The organism is Nocardioides sp. LHD-245 (genome assembly GCF_030929495.1).
Classification (GTDB): Bacteria; Actinomycetota; Actinomycetes; order Propionibacteriales; family Nocardioidaceae; genus Nocardioides.
Map to the genome: position 1 here is coordinate 101,073 of NZ_JAVFWN010000009.1, position 17,406 is coordinate 118,478.

Below are 17,406 nucleotides of genomic sequence, written 5' to 3' on the forward strand. Positions count from 1 at the left end.
GCAACCCTAGACTCCCTAGACTCGGCGCCATGGCCGAGGCTCCCGCGGTGTCCGTCGTGATCCCGACCTACCGCTCCGGCCCGGGCCTGGACCGGGCGATCGCGTCGCTGGATGCGCAGATGCTGCCCCAGTCGGAGCTCGAGGTGCTGCTGCTCGACGACGGCTCCCCCGACGACACCGCCGAGCGGATCGAGCGGATCGCCGCCGGACGAGCCAACTACCGCGCGTTCGGGCTGGAGGCGTCGGGCTGGCCGAGCCGGCCGCGCAACGTCGGCGTGCGCGAGGCGCGCGGGCGCTATGTGCTCTTCATGGACCACGACGACGAGCTGTACCCCGACGCACTGCGTGCCGCGGTCGCGCTGGGCGATGCGGCGGGCGCCGACGTGGTCAACGGCAAGGAGGTCCGCACCCAGGTCGCCCGGTGGGGGCTGACGCACTACACCCACGACACCGGCGACGCCCGCGCCGAGCCCCTGCGCGGCCTGCTCCCGATGACCCCGCACAAGCTGTACCGGCGGGGGTTCCTGCTCGCCCACGACATCCGCTTCCCCGAGGCCCCGCGCCACCTGTGGGAGGACATCTTCTTCCAGGTCGACCTGATCGAGCACGAGCCCGTCGTGGCCCTGCTCAGCTCGACGCCGTTCTACCACTGGCGGCACACCGGGGAGAACAGCTCCACGACGTCGGAGGGCGAGCGCGACTACCGGGGCACACCCGACTACTGGCCGTACCTCGAGAAGCTGCTCCGCCGGATCACGGACGTCGCCGACCCCGAGCTCCGGTCTGCCCTCCTCGCCCACACAGCCCAGGTCCGCCTCGTGCCCGAGATCGGACACCGGCCGACCGGGCGGACGGACGCCGAGATCGCCCGGGACCGCGCGGAGATCGCCCGTCTCGTCGAGGAGTTCGTGCCCGTCGAGGTCGACCCGCACCTGTCGGCGCGCAGCCGCACCGCCCTCACCCTCTTCCGTGCCGGACACGCCGAGGCCGCGGCCGACTTCCTGCGCGACGGGATCGGCCGCCGCCCGGAGTTCCGAGTCACGACGGTCGAGGATGCCGGCGACGGAGGCGTGGCGGTGAGCGGCACGGTGACCTGGAGCCGGGTGCCGGGGCAGCCCTTCGCCCGTCGTACGCCGAGCGGGGAGATCGTGCGCGACCTGCCCGAGCCGCTGGCCGGCCTGCTGGCCGAGCACGGCCTGACGCCGAGCGCCGACGTCTCGGCCGCCTTCGTCGATGTGGCCATCAGGCACGCGCCGACGCGGGTCAACTGGCTGCTGCCGTCGACCTCGCAGGTCGAGCTCGTCGAGCAGGAGGACGGGACGCTGGAGCCGGCGGGCCGGTTCACCGCGACCGTCGACCCCCGCACCGCGGCGATGGGCAGCCCCCTGCCGCCGGGCGCGCACCTGGTGCTCGGCATGTGCGAGCTGGACGGGAGCACCGGCATCAAGCGGGCGTTCAGCGACCTGCGCGCCGGCACGCGGGTCGGGCCGCTCGTCCTGGACTACTCGGCACAGGACGGTCTGCTGCTGCGCGTCCCCGACCCGCCGGCACCGCCCGCCCGCAAGGGCCTGCTCGGCCGCCTGCGACGGGCCTAGGGAAGTGCTGATCAGCGGTTCCCTGGGTGCCGGGTCGGCCATCGCGGGAACGACGGCGACGGAGCGTAGCGAGCGACCGGAGCGGAGGAGGCGAGCCTTTCCGCGAGCCGACGGCTTGCCGCCAGGCGTACGCGATCGACGACGGAACCCGACTGCGCGCGCGGCAGCGCGGCGCGACGAAGGAGCGACGCGCTCGCGCTCATGTCACAGCAGGTGGTCGGGTCCGGCGTCCGCCGCCTCGTTGAGCAGGTCGAGCAGGTAGCGGCCGTACCCGCTCTTGAGCAACGGCTGGGCGAGCTCCTCGAGCCGGGCGTCGTCGATGATGCCGAGCCGCCAGGCGATCTCCTCCGGCGCGCCGACCTTGGTGCCCTGCCGGGCCTCGAGGGCGCGCACGAAGTTGCTCGCGTCGTTGAGGTCGTCGAACGTGCCGGTGTCGAGCCACGCGGAGCCGCGGGGCAGCACCTCGACCTGGAGCCGGCCCTCGTCGAGGTACATCCGGTTGAGGTCGGTGATCTCCAACTCGCCGCGGGCCGACGGCTTCAGCGACCGGGCCTTCTCCACGACGTCGGAGCCGTAGAAGTAGAGGCCGGGGACGGCGTAGTGGCTGCGGGGCTTCTCGGGCTTCTCCTCCAAGGAGAGCGCCTTGCCCCCGGCGTCGAACTCGACGACGCCGTACGCCGTCGGGTCGGCTACGCGGTAGCCGAAGACCGCGGCGCCGTCGAGGCCCGCGAAGCGACGCAGGCGAGTGCCGAGACCGGCGCCGTAGAAGATGTTGTCGCCGAGCACGAGCCCGGCACCGCCGCCGGCGAGGTGCTCCTCTCCGATGAGGAACGCCTGGGCGAGGCCGTCGGGCGAGGGCTGGACGGCGTAGGTGATGTCGATGCCGAACTGGCTGCCGTCGCCGAGCAGGCGCCGGAACTGGTCGGCCTCGTGGGGGGTCGTGATGACCAGCACCTCACGGATGCCGGAGAGCATCAGCGTCGAGAGCGGGTAGTAGATCATCGGCTTGTCGTAGATCGGCATCAGCTGCTTGCTGATGGCGTGGGTGATCGGGTGGAGCCGACTCCCCGTGCCTCCCGCCAGGATGATCCCGCGCATATCGTCTCCCGCTCCTCGGCGCCTCGGCAGCGCCGTCTCGATGTCTCGACGGGGCATTCTCCAACATAGGCTGTCCGACGTGCGCATCCTCGTGACCGGCGGAGCCGGGTTCATCGGCTCCAATTTCGTCCACCACCTCGTCCGTCACACCGACGCCACGGTGACGGTCCTCGACAAGCTCACGTACGCCGCCAGCCGCGAGTCGCTGGCCGGGCTGCCCGAGGACCGGGTCCAGCTGGTCGTCGGTGACATCGTCGACGCCACCCTCGTCGAGCCGCTGGTCAACCAGCACGACGCGGTCGTCCACTACGCCGCCGAGTCGCACAACGACAACTCGCTCAACGACCCGTCGCCGTTCATCCAGACCAACCTGATCGGCACGTTCACGCTGCTGGAGGCGGTCCGCAAGGCCGGTGTCCGGTTCCACCACGTCTCCACCGACGAGGTGTACGGCGATCTCGAGCTGGACGATCCGAAGCGGTTCACCGAGGACACGCCCTACACCCCGTCGTCGCCGTACTCCGCCTCGAAGGCGGGCTCCGACCACCTCGTGCGGGCGTGGGTGCGCAGCTTCGGCGTGCAGGCGACGATCTCGAACTGCTCCAACAACTACGGCCCGTGGCAGCACATCGAGAAGTTCATCCCGCGCCAGATCACCGAGGTGGCCGACGGCCGCCGACCGAAGCTGTACGGCTCGGGCGAGAACGTGCGCGACTGGATCCACACCGAGGACCACTCCTCCGCGGTGCTCCGGATCCTCGAGCAGGGCCGGATCGGCGAGACCTACCTGATCGGCGCCGACGGCGAGAAGTCGAACCTCGAGGTGGTCCGGATGATCCTGACCCTGATGGGCCGCGACGCCGACGACTTCGAGCACGTCACCGACCGCGCCGGCCACGACCTGCGCTACGCCATCGACTCCGGCAAGCTGCGCACCGAGCTCGGCTGGACCCCGCAGTACGCCGACTTCGAGGCGGGCCTGGCACAGACCGTCTCCTGGTACCAGGAGAACGAGGCCTGGTGGCGGCCGAAGAAGGACGCCACCGAGGCGGCGTACGCAGCCAAGGGACAGTAGTCGTGAGCGATCTCAGCATCGAGACGACGCCGATCCCCGGCCTGCTCGTGGTCCACCTGCCGGTCCACGGTGACGACCGCGGCTGGTTCAAGGAGAACTGGCAGCGCGAGAAGATGGTCGCGCTCGGTCTGCCGGACTTCGGGCCGGTGCAGAACAACATGAGCTTCAATGCGCTGCGGGGCGCGACCCGCGGCATCCACACCGAACCGTGGGACAAGTTCGTCTCCGTCGCCACCGGCAAGGTGTTCGCCGCCTGGGTCGACATGCGCGAGGGCGACTCGTTCGGGGCGACGTACTGGACCGAGGTCGACGAGAGCGTCGCGATCTTCGTGCCGCGCGGGGTCGGGAACTCCTACCAGGCGCTGACCGACGGCACCGTGTACTCCTACCTGGTCAACGACCACTACGTCGCCGGGCGGGTCTATCCGGCGCTCAACCTCGCCGACGCCACCGCCGCGATCCCGTGGCCGATCCCGCTCGACAGCGCCGAGGTCGAGGTCTCGGCCAAGGATCGCGCCAACCCGGCCCTCGCGGACGTGACGCCGATGGCGCCGAAGAAGACGCTGATCACCGGCTGCCGCGGCCAGCTCGGACGCGCCCTCGCGCCGCTCTACCCCGGCGCGACGCTGGTGGACCTCGACGAACTGGACCTCACCGACGCCGCCGCCCTGGCCGCTTGGCCCTGGGAGGAGTACGACCTCGTCCTCAACGCGGCGGCCTACACCGCGGTCGACAAGGCGGAGAGCCCCGAGGGACGGCCCGACGCCTGGGCCGCCAACGCGAGCGCTCCCGCCGCGCTGGCCCGGATCGCGACCGAGCACGGCATCACCGTCGTCCACTACTCCACCGACTACGTCTTCGACGGCTCACCGGTCGAGGGCGGGCACCGCGAGGACGAGCCGTTCGCGCCGCTCGGTGTCTACGGGCAGACCAAGGCCGCGGGCGACCTCGCGGTGGCGGGCACCCCCCGCCACTACGTGCTGCGGACCTCGTGGGTGATCGGCGACGGCAACAACTTCGTGCGCACCATGGCCCGCCTGGCCGCCGACGGCGTCGATCCGGCGGTCGTCTCCGACCAGATCGGCCGGCTGACGTTCACCACCGAGCTGGCGCGGGCTTCGCGGCACCTGGTGGACACCGGCGCCCCCTACGGCACGTACAACGTCACCAACGGCGGCGCCCCGCGCTCCTGGGCCGACTACGCCCGCCGGGTCTTCGAGCTCACCGGCCACGACCCCGCCCGGGTCAGCACGGTGACGACCGAGGAGTACGCCGTGGGCAAGGACCTCTCCCCCCGGCCGCTGCACAGCACCCTCGCCCTCGACAAGCTCGCCGCCACCGGCTTCGTCAGCACCGACGCGGACGAGGCGCTGGCGGCGTACCTGCGGGGCTGACCCCGCGCTTGTAACTAAGGGTTACAGCACGCAAAGCGGTGCAACAACACCCAGGTAGTAGCCACAGCGCCCGGGTAGTCGCAGCCGGGGGGTGAGCGACATCGTCGTTCGCAGCATCCCGCGCGTCGAGTACGACGGCGGGTGTCCCAGCCACCGCCAAAACATCTACCCGGGCTTTGTGGCCACTACCAGGGTGCTCTGGTCGCGAAAATCGTGCGGTAACACTTAGTTACAAGTGCGGGTCAGCCCCGCGGGCTGTGGATGAGCGCCATCGCCTCGGCGCGGGTGGCGGCGTCCTTGAGCATCGTGCCGCGCACCGCGGAGGTGATGGTGCGGGCGCCGGCCTTGCGGACGCCGCGCATCGTCATGCACAGATGCTCGGCCTCGATCACGACGATCACGCCGCGGGCGTCGAGCAGCTCCATCATCGAGTCGGCGACCTGGGTGGTCAGCCGCTCCTGGACCTGCGGGCGCTTGGCGTAGAGGTCGACCAGCCGGGCCAGCTTGGACAGTCCGGTGATCTTGCCGGAGGCCGCCGGGATGTAGCCCACGTGGGCCACGCCGGTGAACGGCACCAGGTGGTGCTCGCACATCGACCAGAGCTCGATGTCACGGACCAGGACCATCTCGTCGTGGCCGAGGTCGAAGGTGGTCGTGAGGACATCCTCGGGCGCCATCCGCAGGCCGGCGGTGAGCTCGGCGTACGCACGGGCGACCCGCGCCGGGGTGTCGCGCAGACCCTCGCGCTCGGGGTCCTCGCCGATGGCGGCGAGGAGCTCCCGGACGGCTGCCTCCGCCCGCGCCTGGTCGAACGGCGGCACGTCCTGCGGCCCGCGGTCGGGCACGCTGATCGGATCGGTCACCTCGGGTCCCGCGGCTCTCAGGTCCCCGCGGGCGGGGCCGGCGGCGTCGGGCCGCTCGGGGGTACGACGGGCCCGCCGCCGTACACGTCGCCACCCGGTCCCGGCGGCGTGAGGATCTGACCACCGTCGGCACCCTCGCCGGTCGGCTCGGGCGCCGAGCCGTTCTGCGCGGCGCGGCGGCGGATCTCCTCGGGGATCTCCACGGGCGGGATGTCGGAGGGGACGCGGTTGGGCGAGCCCGTCCACGCCGGCCGAGCGGGTCGCAACCGGAGGGCCGTGAAGACCTCCGCGACCTGCTCCTTGTCGAGGGTCTCCTTGTCGAGCAGCGCGAGCACGAGGGCGTCGAGCACGTCGCGGTTCTCGACCAGGATGTCGAACGCCTCCTGGTGCGCCGTGGCGAGGAAGTTCTTGGTCTCCTCGTCGATGATCGCGGCGACGTCCTCGGAGTAGTTGCGCTGATGGCCCATGTCACGGCCCAGGAAGGGCTCGGAGTTGGAGTCGCCCAGCTTGATCGCGCCGAGCCGCTCGGTCATGCCGTACTGGGTGACCATCGCGCGGGCCAGGCTGGTGGCCTTCTCGATGTCGTTGCCGGCCCCGGTGGTGGGGTCGTGGAAGATCAGCTCCTCCGCGGCCCGGCCGCCCAGCATGTAGGCGAGCTTGTCGAGCATCTCCGCGCGGGTCTGGGAGTACTTGTCTTCGTCGGGCAGCACCATCGTGTAGCCCAGGGCCCGGCCGCGCGGCAGGATCGTGATCTTGTGGACCGGGTCGGTGCCCGGGAGCGCCGCCGCGACGAGGGCGTGGCCGCCCTCGTGGTAGGCGGTGATCAGCTTCTCCTTCTCCGACATCAGGCGGGAGTTGCGCTGTGGGCCCGCCACCACGCGGTCGATCGCCTCGTCGAGCATCTCGGCGGTGATGACCTTCGCGTTGTTGCGCGCGGTGAGCAGCGCGGCCTCGTTGAGCACGTTGGCGAGGTCGGCACCCGAGAAGCCCGGCGTACGACGCGCGACCGACATCAGCTCGACGTCGGGGCCCAGCGGCTTGCCCCGCGAGTGGACCTCGAGGATCCGCTTGCGGCCGGCCAGGTCGGGCGCGTCGACCTGGATCTGGCGGTCGAAGCGGCCCGGGCGCAGCAGCGCCGGGTCGAGTACGTCGGGACGGTTGGTCGCGGCGATGAGGATGACCCCGCCCCGGACGTCGAAGCCGTCCATCTCGACGAGCAGCTGGTTGAGCGTCTGCTCGCGCTCGTCGTGACCGCCGCCCATGCCGGCGCCGCGGTGCCGGCCGACGGCGTCGATCTCGTCGATGAAGACGATCGCGGGGGCGTTCTCCTTGGCCTGCTCGAACAGGTCACGGACGCGGGAGGCACCGACGCCGACGAACATCTCGACGAAGTCGGAGCCGGAGATCGAGTAGAACGGGACGCCCGCCTCGCCGGCGACAGCACGCGCGAGGAGGGTCTTGCCGGTGCCGGGCGGGCCGTAGAGCAGCACGCCCTTGGGGATCTTGGCGCCGACGGCCTGGAACTTGGCGGGCTCCTGGAGGAACTCCTTGATCTCCCCGAGCTCCTCGATCGCCTCGTCGCAGCCGGCGACGTCGGCGAAGGTGGTCTTCGGCATGTCCTTGCTGATCATCTTGGCCTTGGACTTGCCGAACTGCATGACGCCCCGGCCACCGCCCTGGACGTTGTTCATCAAGAAGATGAACAGCAGGATGATCAGCGCGAAGGGCAGCAGCGTGGCCAGGATCGAGCCGAGCAGGCTGGGCTTCGGGTTCTTCGAGTTGGCCTTGTCGATGGTGCCCTTGTCGACCTGTTCGTCGACCTGGGCGAGCAGGGTCTCCTGCTGGCCGTTGATGTAGTAGGCCATCACCTTGTCGCCGGACTCGCGGGTGCCCTTGGCGAGGGTGGCCTCGATGGCCTGGTCACCATCGATGAAGGTGATCTCCTCGACCTGCCCCTTCTCGATGTACGTCGACATCTGCGAGGTGGGGACCTCGTCGTACCCGCCGCCGGGGGCGAGGAACTCGAGAGCGAGGACGACGGCGAGGACCGCCACCACGATCCAGAGCCAAGGCCCCCTGAAAACGCGCTTCACAGACTTACTCGCTCCCCACATTCACGACAGGATCAGACGACGGTACACGCCGCCGACCGGTCCCATTCTGACTGGTCCCTGGTTGGGCAGCGCCGGGAAGCCCCGATCAGGCCGGCAGCGCGGCGAGAGCGGACCTCCGGGAACTTGTCTGCTTTCGCGTCGGCGAAGACGCGCTCGGCCCATTTCAGGAGTAGACGGCGGGCGCGAGGGTGCCGATGTCGCGCAGGTTGCGGTAGCGCTCGCGGTAGTCGAGGCCGTAGCCGACGACGAACTCGTTGGGGATGTCCCAGCCGACGTACTTGGCCTTCACCGGCATCTGCAGTGCCTCCGGCTTGCGCAGCAGCGTGGCGATCTCGACACTCGCCGGGCCGCGGGAGCCCAGGTTGGACGTCAGCCACGAGAGGGTCAGCCCGGTGTCGATGATCTCGTCGACGATGAGCACGTGGCGGCCGGTGATGTCGGCGTCGAGGTCCTTGAGGATCCGCACGACGCCGGACGACTTGGTGCCGGAGCCGTACGACGACACCGCCATCCAGTCCATCTCGACGTGCTTGCCGAGGGCCCGGGCGAGGTCGGCCATGATCATGACCGCGCCGCGCAGGACACCGACCAGGACGAGATCCTTGCCCTCGTAGTCGCGCTCGATCTCGGCCGCAAGCTCCTTGACCCGATCCTGGATCTGCGCCTCGGTGAAGAGCACCTCGACCAGGTCGTCCGCGACGTCGCTTGCGTGCATGGCGTCAGCCTGCCACAGCCGTCGGCCGGAACCGGAGGTGGGCGCGGTCCCGGTACGCCGTGACATGTCCCGGCAGCTGGACCTCCCCGCGGATCTCCCCGGCGACCAGGTCGGCGAGCGCCATGACGTGGACGTGGAACAGCTCGGCGTCGAGGGCTCCGGCGTCGAGCGCGGCCAGCCGGAGCACCCGGGTCGCGATCGCCCGGGGCTGGGACTCGAGCTCGGCGAGGGGAACCTCCCCGCGCAACGTCATACGTTCTGTGGGCTCCAGCCCACAGAACGTATGACGTTGCGCGCGGATCCGGTCATAGAGCGCGGCGGCGAGCGCGTCGAGGGCCTCGACATCGGCGCGGACCTGGTCGGCGGTCCGGGCCAGCGTGGCCGCGATCCCCGGCCCGAGCTCGTCCTCCAGCATGGGCAGCACCCGCTGCCGGACCCGGACCCGGGCGAATCCGGGATCGCTGTTGTGGGGGTCGTCCCAGAACTCGATGCCGTCGGCGAGGCAGGCGGCGACGGTGTCGGCACGATCCACGTCGAGGAGCGGACGGGCGCAGTGGTCGAAGACGCGGCGCATACCGGCCAGGCTGCGCCCACCGGACCCGCGGGCGAGCCCGAGCAGCACCGTCTCGGCCTGGTCATCGCGGGTGTGTCCGAGGAGGACGACGGCCGCGCCGGTGTGCTCGCGCAACTGCTCCAGTACGGCGTACCGGGCGCGGCGGGCGGCCGCCTCGAGGCCCAGGCCGGCGGGTTCGACCTGGACCCGGACGGTCGCCGTCTCGTCGGCCCCCAGCGCCACCATCTGGGCGACCACGTGGCTCGCATGGTCGGCCGAGCCCTCCTGGAGGCCGTGGTCGACGGTCGCGCCGATCACCCGCAGTCCGCCCTTGTGACCCTCGAAGACCGTGGCGGCCAGCAGCGCCAGCGAGTCGGCGCCGCCGGAGCAAGCCACCAGGGCGGTGTCGCCGGGTCCGAGACCGGCCAGCGTCCGTCGTACCCCCTGCCGGACGGCGGCGATCGCGGGGTGGAGGCCCATCAGTCCAGGACGCGCTTGACCCAGCCGTCGGGGTCGCTCAGCTCGGCCTTGCTGGGGAGGTTCTCCGGGCCGGCCCAGACGGCGTTGAACTCGTCCATGCCGACCTTGTCGACGACCGAGCGGACGAAGTGGGCGCCGTCGCGGTACTGGGCCATCTTGGCCTCGAGCCCGAGCAGGCGGCGCAGCAGCCGGTCGAGGGTGCCGACGCCCTGGCGACGCTTGGTGAACTTGCGGCGGATGTGGGCGACGCTGGGGATCACGGACGGGCCCACGTCGTCCATCACGACGTCCGCGTGGCCCTCCAGCAGCGACATCATCCCGGTGACCCGGTCGATGACGGCCAGCTGCTCGGGCGTGCTGAACATCTCGACGATGCTGCCGCCGTTGCGGCCGGTCTTGATCGCCTCGACGACGCGCTCCAGGCCGTCGTCGAGGAGGCTCGAGGGCTCGACGGTGTCGCTGATCGCCCGGATCTCGGAGAACAGGTGCTCACGCATCCACGGCACGGCGGTGAACTGGACCCGGTGGGTCTCCTCGTGCAGGCAGACCCACAGCCGGAAGTCGTGGGGATCGACGTCGAGCTCGCGCTCGACGTGCACGATATTGGGGGCGACCAGCAGCAGTCGGCCGTACGGCTCGTGGAACGGGTCGAACTGCCCGAGCACCTTGCCCGCCAGGAAGCCCAACAGCCCCCCGACCTCGGCGCCGGTGACCTTCGCGCCGACCTTGAGCCCGATCCCGCTCGGCGGCTTGCTCGCGGCGAGCTTCTCGATCATCGGCCGGGTCGCCACGGCGAAGCCCTCCGCGTTGGCCTGCACCCAGCCGGGCCGGTCGACGACCAGGATCGGCGCCGTGCCCTCCGGCGCGTCGAGGCCGGTGAACTCGCGCACCAGCCCCGTCGAGCGGTGCGCACCAGCCCGCAGCTCGGCGACGGCCTCGTCGGCCTCGGCGCGACTCACCACCGGGCCGTCCCCCGCCAGCCGGGAGCCCAACGAGACGGCGAGACCCCAGTCGATCATCGGCGGCAGCGGCGCGGCGGGTGCGGTCATGCTCGGAAGCCTAGGCGGTGGCGCGCAACGCCGGGCTCAGCACAGGCAGGCGCCGAGCCCGGCGGCGGCGTTGTCCATGGCGACCCGCGCGGGGAGTCCCTTGACCTTCTTGACCTTGTCGGCCATCAGCGCGAAGGCCATCAGGTGACCGTCGGCGTCGACGGCGATCCCCGCGAGCGACGTGACGCCGGTGAGGGTGCCGGTCTTGGCCCGGACCCGGCCGCGGCCGGCGGCGGGGCCGGTGTCCATCCGGTCGGTGAGCGACCCGGTGTAGCCGGCGACCGGCAGTGCGGTCAGGAGCGGGCGCAGCTGCGGGTGGTCGGCCGACGCGGCGAGCCGCAGCACGTCGACGAGTACGCCGGGCGCGAGCCGGTTGTCGCGCGAGAGGCCGCTGCCGTCGTACAGGACCGAGCCACGCAGGTCGATGCCGTTGACGGCGAGGGCCCGCTCGACGGCGCGCCGTCCGCCGTCGAAGGATCCGTCGCCCTGGTCGGCGAGTCCGGCGTGGCGGAGCAGGACCTCGGCCACCGCGTTGTCGCTGACCTCGATCAGCCGCTGCACGATCTGGGCGACGGTCGGGCTGGTCACCCGGCCGACCTCGGTGGCGGCGGCGGAGGCGGGGCCGCGGGTGGGCGCGCCGGCGACGGTGATGCCGCGCCGGGCGAGCTCCTTCGCGAAGGTCGCGGCGGCCTCGAGCGCGGGGTCGGCGACAGCGCCCCCACCGGGGGACGGCCGGCCCTCGTCGACCCAGAGCGCGCTCACCGGGTTGATCTCGTCGGGGATGTAGTCGGGCCGCCAGCTCGGGTGCACCGCCGGCCCGGAGAACAGGCTGTCGTCGTACCCGAGCTCGACGGTGGTGCTGCCGGACTGCTTCAGAGCGCGGGCGGTGCGCCGGGCGAGGGTCCGGACATCGGCGCGCCCGGGCTCGTACGTCGCACCGCTCGCCGGCTCGCCGGGCGCTCGGGCCAGCAGCGGGTCGCCGCCGCCGACGAGGACCAGCCGGGGTGTGGTGCCGGAGGTGTCGAGGAGCGTCGTGGTCGCGAAGGTGCGCTCCGGGCCGAGGAGGAACAGGGCGGCCGCGGAGGTGACGATCTTGGTGGTCGAGGCAGGGATCGCGACCGGGGCGCCCTCGGTGGCCTCGTAGGTCAGGCCGTCGCCCTCCAGCGGGCCGACGGCGGCGATGACGTGGCGGCCGAGGTCGGGCGAGTCGAGCGGGGCGAGCGCCTGGCGCACCGCCTTGCGGTTCAGGACAGCGGCGCCGTCGGCGGCCGGCGCGAGAGCGGCCGGCGCCACGACCGGGGGAATGTCGACGCTGGGCGGCGGCGCGACGGCGGCGGGGTCGGCGGGATCGCCCGCGTCGGCGCGCAGCTCGTCCCACCACCGCTCGGCCCAGCCGGTCTGCCAGGCCACGCCGGCGCCGGCCAGCAGCGCGATGACCAGTACGCCGGCGAGCACCCGCCGGGCGCGCCCGGCACCCGGCTCACGATCCCTCTTCCCCACCCGTTCTCCTCCCCGACTGCGCGTTCGGGGCCATTGTGCGGGACAATGACGCGTACATCGGCGTCGGGCAGGTTCCAGGGGCTCCCGCGAGCACGTCCGCGCCAGACCCTTTCCGGGCCGAGATCGTGTGGAGGAAGCCAGTGCTGGAGTTCGACGTCCTCGTGGAGATCCCCAAGGGGAGCCGCAACAAGTACGAGGTCGACCACGAGTCCGGGCGGATGCGTCTGGACCGCTTCCTCTTCACCTCCACGATGTACCCCGCCGACTACGGCTACATCGAGGACACCCTCGGCCAGGACGGCGACCCGCTGGACGCCCTCGTGCTGCTGCAGGAGCCGACCTTCCCGGGCATCCTGATCAAGTGCCGCGCGATCGGCATGTTCCGGATGACCGACGAGGCCGGCGGCGACGACAAGGTGCTGTGCGTGCCCGCGGGCGACCCGCGGATGGAGCACCTGCGCGACATCAACCACGTGGCGAACTTCGACCGCCTCGAGATCCAGCACTTCTTCGAGGTCTACAAGGACCTCGAGCCCGGCAAGTCCGTCGAGGGCGCCGACTGGGTCGGCCGCACCGAGGCCGAGGCCGAGATCGTCGCCTCCTTCGAGCGGTTCAAGACCTCGGGTCACTGACCTCGTTGAGTCGTCACATTCTCCAGCTGAGTTGCCACCAACTCCCACACCAACGGTGAGTTAGTGGCAACTCGAACGGAGACTGTGACGACTCAACGGACCACAGCTACCCGCGCTTGACCCCGCGGAAGTAGGCGATCGCACCACTCCGATCGAGGAGTACGTCGTCGATCCCCTCGTCCTCCAGCCAGCGCTGCACCTCCGCGCCGGTGCAGCCCGGCCCGAGCAGCCCCGCGACCCGGCCGGCCCGGCGCAACGGCTCGAAGCGGAGGCCGGTGTCGTTGAGCAGCGCGCTTCCGGTGAGGACTCCGCCGGGGCGCAGCACGCGCCCCATCTCGGCCACGGCGCGCTCCGGGTCGGGGAAGCAGTGCAGGCCGGTGAAGGTGACGACCAGGTCGAAGGAGGCGTCGTCGAACGGCAGGTCGCCGACGTCGGCGATCCGCGGCACGACCTGGTCGGCGACACCATGGCGCTCGGCCATCCGCAGGGTGCGGTCCAGCATCGCCTGGGAGATGTCGCCGGCGACGTACTCCACGTCCTGACCGCGGCGCAGGCCGCGCAGGGCGACCCCGCCCCCGCAGGGGATGTCGAGGATCCGGCTCCCGGCGGGCTGCCGGCCGATCTCGTCGGCGGCCCGGTACAGCAGGCGCAGGTCGCTGTCGATGCCGAGCCGCCAGATCGCCCCGCCGGCGGTCGGGTGCTCGACGGTCCAGTCGTAGAACGACGCCCACAGGGGGTCCTCGGACCACCCGCCGAGTCCGGGCACGTGGGCCAGGGCGGAACGGATCATGCCTCTCCTCGGATGAGTGCCGGGGCGCGCAGGAGCTCCTCGGGTACGGCGAACGCGTCGACCAGCTCGCGCGCGATCGGCCGGACCCGGCGGCACAGGTCCCCGATCTCGCGGGTGATCGCCTTCGAGCGCTGGGTGTTCAACCGGCCGTGCTCGATGAACCAGCCGCGGTCGGCCTCGATCCCGGACAGCGCATGCAGGTCGCACAGCAGGTTCAGGGTCAGCCGCAGGTCGCCGGCGTCCTCGGGCAGGGACGCGACCTTCGAGACGTTGGCCTCCAGGACCAGGCGCTCGACGTGGGCACGGGCGGCCGCGATGACGTGGTCCTGCACCCGCGAGAAGACCTCACCGGGGTTCATCCCCTCGTCGACACCCCGCTTGAGCCGGCGCGCGACGCCGCCGATCAGGTGCTCCTCGCGGAACCGGTACATCGCGAGGTGGTAGTTGGGGTCGCGCAGCCCGCTGTCGGTGTGCCACTCGTCGTCCCCGCCGGGCAGGACGTCGCGGAGCTGCTCGAGCAGCCGGTGCACCCGGGTCCGCTCCAGGACCGTCTCGACGGCCAGGCCGGCGACGAAGCGCACCATGCCGAGCTGGTCGAGGTCGGAGAAGTCACTGGCGTAGTCGGTCAGCAGGCCCTTGCCGACCAGCTGCAGGAGGACGTGGTTGTCGCCCTCGAAGGTGGTGAAGACGTCGGTGTCGGCCTTGAGCGCGGCGAACCGGTTGACGGCGAGATAGCCCGCGCCGCCGCACGCCTCGCGGCACTCCTGGATGGTGTCGGTCGCATGCCAGGTGGTCAGCGCCTTGGTGCCGGCGGCCCGGGACTCCAGCAGCCGCCGGGTCTCCTCGTCGGTGCGGAGACCGGAGAAGACGTCGTGCAGCTCGCCGGCGAGCACCTCCTGGGCGAAGTGCAGCGCATAGGTCCGCGCCAGTCGGGGGAAGAGCCGCCGCTGGTGCAGTCCGTAGTCGAGGAGCAACTGCTCCTGGCCCTCCGGACCGTCCTCGGCACCGGTCTCGAACTGCCGGCGCCGCAGGCCGTAGCGCACGGCGACGGTCAGCGCCGTCTTCGCGGTGCTCACGCCCGCCGCGCCGACCGACACCCGGCCCTGGACCAGGGTGCCGAGCATCGTGAAGAACCGCCGGCCCGGGCTCTCGATGTCGCTGACGTACGTCCCGTCCTCGGTCACGTCGGCGAACCGGTTGAGCAGGTTCTCCCGGGGCACCCGCACGATGCCCGCCGGATCGAACCAGATCCGGCCGTTGTCGACGCCGTTGAGCCCCATCTTGGCGCCGTCGTCCTCGATCCGCACACCAGGCAGGACCGCGCCGCTCTCGTCGCGCAGGGGTACGACGAGCGCGTGCACGCCGTGCCGCTCGCCGGCCACCTCCAGCTGGGCGAACACGACGGCCACCCGCGCGTGGGCGGCGGCGTTGCCGATGTAGTCCTTGCCCGCCTCGGGCGTCGGCGTCGTGATGACGAAGGTGCCGGTCGCCGGGTCGTAGGTGGCGACGGTGCCGAGCGCCTGGACGTTGCTGCCGTGCCCGGTCTCGGTCATCGCGAAGCAGCCGAGCAGCCGGCCACTGACCACGTCGGCCAGGTAGGCATCGTGGTGACGCTGCGTGCCGAGCTGCAGGATCGCGCCGCCGAACAGGCCGAACTGCACCCCGACCTTGACGAGGACCGACAGGTCGCCGTACGCGAGGGTCTCGAAGGCGGCGATCGAGGCGCCGATGTCGCCCCCGCCGCCGTACTCCTTCGGGAAGCCCATCGCCGCCGCGCCGGTGCCGGCCATCTCCAGCACCACGTCCTTGACCCGCTCGCGGAACTCCGCGCGGGGCATCGTCTCGGCATCCTCCAGCACGGAGGCGTACGCCGGCAGCAGTGCCCGCACGGAGCGACGGACGTCGGCGTACCTCCCGTCGAGCAGCGCGGTGAGCGCGGCGACGTCGACGCTCAACTCGGGGGGCGCGGTCGCGGTGGGGTCCTCGGCCATGGAGCGAACCTAGTGGATGGGGCGCGGGCCGATCAGGGGCGAGCGAAGAAGTCCGGGGTGCGCCAGTAGTCGATCGACTCCTCGCTGACCGGGCGACCAGTGCGCGGGGCGTGGATGATCCGGCCGTCGCCGGCGTAGAGGGCGACGTGGAAGATCGAGCCCGGCCCGCCGTCGGACCAGAAGACCAGGTCGCCGGGCTGCAGCTGGTCGCGGCTGATGGGCGTGGACTGCTCGTACTGGGCGACGGAGTAGTGCGGCAGGGTCCTCCCCGCCGCGGCCCACGCCTTGGCGACCAGGCCGGAGCAGTCCCACGCGCCCGGACCCGCCGCGCCCCAGCGGTAGGGCTCACCGAGCTGGGCACGGGCGAAGGCGATCACGGCCTGGGCGCCGCCCGCGGGGGCAGGGGCGGGGGCCGCAGTCGCCGGGGCGCCGCCGTCCGCCTGCTCCCCACCCGCGTGCTTCGCGTCCTTCGCGTCCTTCGCCGCCTGCGCGTCAGCGGCGGCCTGGGCGGCTTGGGCGGCCTGGGCGGCGGCCTCGGCGTCGACCGCGGCCTGGTGGGCGCGCGCCACGGCGACGCTCACCCCCTGGAGCCGGGCCAGCCGCTGCACCAGTCGGGTACGACGGGCCTCGATCCGCTCCGTGACCGCGGCGGCGTCGCCGGCGGCTGCCCGGGCGGCGTCGCGCGCGGCCCGCGCGTCGGCGAGCGCCGCGGTGGCCTGCGCGGTCGCGGCGGAGGCGGCATCCGCGGCGGTGGCGGCGGCATCGGCCGCGTCTACGTACGCGATCCGGCGCTGATCGAAGAGGGACTGCACGTAGTCGCTGGCGGCCGACCGCTCGAGCAGGGCGTCCATGCCCTCGGCGTCGACGAGCGCCTCCACCACCGACATCTCGAGGCCCATGCCCTGGGCGGTGATGACCGCGTCGCGGAAGGCCGCCTTGTGCCCGGCCAGGATCTGGTCCGCGGCGGCGGCGTCGGCGACGGCCTGCCGCTCGACGGCCCGCGCGGTGCGTGCGGTCCAGCGGGCGCCGTTCCAGGCCTCGGTGGCCTTCGCGGCGCGGACGGTCGCGGCGTCGAGCCGGGCCGCGGCGTCGACGAGCTGCTGCCGGATCGCGGCGACGTCGCCCTCGGCGGCACCCGCGCGCTCCTGGGCCGCCTGCACGTCCGCGGCGCTCGGGGCGCCCTGCGTGACCGGCGGGACCGGCGGGACCGGCGCGGGCGGGTCAGCCTGGGCTCCGGGGACGCAGACCACCGCCGTCACGACGAGGGCGAGCAGTCCGGATCCGAGGCTGGGAGAACGCACTTGCGTCACCGTAGTGCGCTTTTGTCACATCCGAAACAAAAATCTCAGAAATCTCAGAAGTCACCGGCGTGTCGACTTGCGAACTACACCGATGTAGTTCTCGGCTCCGCCGCCGCTCGACGGGCTCGCGCCACCCACACCGCCCAGACCACGGCGGGAACGCCGGCCGACCAGACGCAGGAAGCGAGGTACGAGCGACCGGAGCCGACCAGACCGGTGCTTCCCGCCGTGCCGAAGGCGTGCCGCCACGCGAAGC

14 protein-coding genes are annotated in these 17,406 nt (G+C 71.9%); 4 read left to right on the forward strand and 10 right to left on the reverse strand.

All coding sequences use genetic code 11. The annotated features are described in order from the left end of the window. Positions 1-29 precede the first annotated feature (29 nt). Positions 30-1,595, forward strand: a complete 1,566-nt coding sequence (locus RB608_RS14090) for a glycosyltransferase (protein ID WP_308088598.1) — start codon at positions 30-32, stop codon at positions 1,593-1,595. 204 nt (positions 1,596-1,799) lie between these two features. Here the strand turns inward: RB608_RS14090 and rfbA are convergent, their stop codons facing one another. Then, positions 1,800-2,693, reverse strand: coding sequence for a glucose-1-phosphate thymidylyltransferase RfbA (rfbA, locus tag RB608_RS14095; RefSeq protein ID WP_308088599.1), 894 nt, complete (start codon positions 2,691-2,693; stop codon positions 1,800-1,802). 79 nt (positions 2,694-2,772) lie between these two features. Here rfbA and rfbB point away from each other — a divergent pair, with 79 nt between their 5' ends. Together rfbB and RB608_RS14105 are read left to right on the forward strand one after the other, a co-directional pair. Further along, the gene (gene rfbB, locus RB608_RS14100) at positions 2,773-3,768 is read left to right on the forward strand and encodes a dTDP-glucose 4,6-dehydratase (protein WP_308088601.1); all 996 of its coding nucleotides are present in this window, start codon (positions 2,773-2,775) and stop codon (positions 3,766-3,768) included. 2 nt (positions 3,769-3,770) lie between these two features. After that, positions 3,771-5,162 (forward strand): bifunctional dTDP-4-dehydrorhamnose 3,5-epimerase family protein/NAD(P)-dependent oxidoreductase, encoded by a 1,392-nt coding sequence (locus tag RB608_RS14105; protein WP_308088603.1) that lies wholly within the window; start codon positions 3,771-3,773, stop codon positions 5,160-5,162. Positions 5,163-5,404: 242 nt separating this feature from the next. On the opposite strand, the gene folE is transcribed toward RB608_RS14105, so the two are convergent. The 6 genes from folE to dacB all read right to left on the reverse strand — a co-directional run bounded on the left by folE (position 5,405) and on the right by dacB (position 12,436). Then, entirely contained in the window at positions 5,405-6,025 is a 621-nt protein-coding gene (gene folE / locus RB608_RS14110; RefSeq protein WP_392391001.1) for a GTP cyclohydrolase I FolE, read from the reverse strand. 17 nt (positions 6,026-6,042) lie between these two features. Continuing rightward, on the reverse strand, positions 6,043-8,139 hold the full coding sequence (ftsH, locus tag RB608_RS14115) for an ATP-dependent zinc metalloprotease FtsH (protein WP_308088604.1): 2,097 nt from the start codon (positions 8,137-8,139) through the stop codon (positions 6,043-6,045). A 163-nt stretch (positions 8,140-8,302) separates the two neighbouring features. Beyond that, the gene (gene hpt, locus RB608_RS14120) at positions 8,303-8,854 is read right to left on the reverse strand and encodes a hypoxanthine phosphoribosyltransferase (RefSeq protein WP_308088605.1); all 552 of its coding nucleotides are present in this window, start codon (positions 8,852-8,854) and stop codon (positions 8,303-8,305) included. Between the two features lie 4 nt (positions 8,855-8,858). Continuing rightward, a complete protein-coding gene (gene tilS, locus RB608_RS14125) occupies positions 8,859-9,887 on the reverse strand; it encodes a tRNA lysidine(34) synthetase TilS (RefSeq protein ID WP_308088606.1) in 1,029 nt (342 codons plus the stop codon). Next, the gene (locus RB608_RS14130; protein ID WP_308088607.1) at positions 9,887-10,936 is read right to left on the reverse strand and encodes a zinc-dependent metalloprotease; all 1,050 of its coding nucleotides are present in this window, start codon (positions 10,934-10,936) and stop codon (positions 9,887-9,889) included. Before RB608_RS14130 ends, tilS begins: the two co-directional genes overlap by 1 nt. A 36-nt stretch (positions 10,937-10,972) precedes the next feature. Beyond that, positions 10,973-12,436: a D-alanyl-D-alanine carboxypeptidase/D-alanyl-D-alanine-endopeptidase gene (gene dacB / locus RB608_RS14135; protein ID WP_308088609.1), complete on the reverse strand. Its 1,464-nt coding sequence runs from the start codon at positions 12,434-12,436 to the stop codon at positions 10,973-10,975. A gap of 143 nt (positions 12,437-12,579) precedes the next feature. On the opposite strand from dacB, the gene RB608_RS14140 reads away from it, so the two are divergent. Beyond that, positions 12,580-13,068, forward strand: coding sequence for an inorganic diphosphatase (locus RB608_RS14140; RefSeq protein WP_308088798.1), 489 nt, complete (start codon positions 12,580-12,582; stop codon positions 13,066-13,068). A 106-nt stretch (positions 13,069-13,174) separates the two neighbouring features. Here RB608_RS14140 and RB608_RS14145 read toward each other — a convergent pair whose 3' ends face one another. From RB608_RS14145 to RB608_RS14155, 3 genes are read right to left on the reverse strand one after another with little or no spacing between them, the layout of a single operon-like run. Next, positions 13,175-13,858 (reverse strand): methyltransferase domain-containing protein, encoded by a 684-nt coding sequence (locus tag RB608_RS14145; protein ID WP_308088611.1) that lies wholly within the window; start codon positions 13,856-13,858, stop codon positions 13,175-13,177. Next, positions 13,855-15,849 (reverse strand): acyl-CoA dehydrogenase, encoded by a 1,995-nt coding sequence (locus RB608_RS14150; RefSeq protein ID WP_308088613.1) that lies wholly within the window; start codon positions 15,847-15,849, stop codon positions 13,855-13,857. The genes RB608_RS14145 and RB608_RS14150 overlap by 4 nt, the downstream gene beginning before the upstream one ends. Positions 15,850-15,881: 32 nt before the next feature. Then, positions 15,882-17,150, reverse strand: coding sequence for a C40 family peptidase (locus tag RB608_RS14155; protein WP_308088614.1), 1,269 nt, complete (start codon positions 17,148-17,150; stop codon positions 15,882-15,884). Positions 17,151-17,406 lie beyond the last annotated feature (256 nt).

Bases quoted from the DNA above. Each gene is read 5' to 3' on its own strand.
- RB608_RS14090 (WP_308088598.1), top strand. From the start codon at position 30: ATGGCCGAGGCTCCCGCGGTGTCCGTCGTGATCCCGACCTACCGCTCC.
- rfbA (WP_308088599.1), bottom strand. From the start codon at position 2,693: ATGCGCGGGATCATCCTGGCGGGAGGCACGGGGAGTCGGCTCCACCCG.
- ftsH (WP_308088604.1), bottom strand. From the start codon at position 8,139: ATGTGGGGAGCGAGTAAGTCTGTGAAGCGCGTTTTCAGGGGGCCTTGG.
- hpt (WP_308088605.1), bottom strand. From the start codon at position 8,854: ATGCACGCAAGCGACGTCGCGGACGACCTGGTCGAGGTGCTCTTCACC.
- tilS (WP_308088606.1), bottom strand. From the start codon at position 9,887: ATGGGCCTCCACCCCGCGATCGCCGCCGTCCGGCAGGGGGTACGACGG.
- RB608_RS14130 (WP_308088607.1), bottom strand. From the start codon at position 10,936: ATGACCGCACCCGCCGCGCCGCTGCCGCCGATGATCGACTGGGGTCTC.
- RB608_RS14145 (WP_308088611.1), bottom strand. From the start codon at position 13,858: ATGATCCGTTCCGCCCTGGCCCACGTGCCCGGACTCGGCGGGTGGTCC.
- RB608_RS14150 (WP_308088613.1), bottom strand. From the start codon at position 15,849: ATGGCCGAGGACCCCACCGCGACCGCGCCCCCCGAGTTGAGCGTCGAC.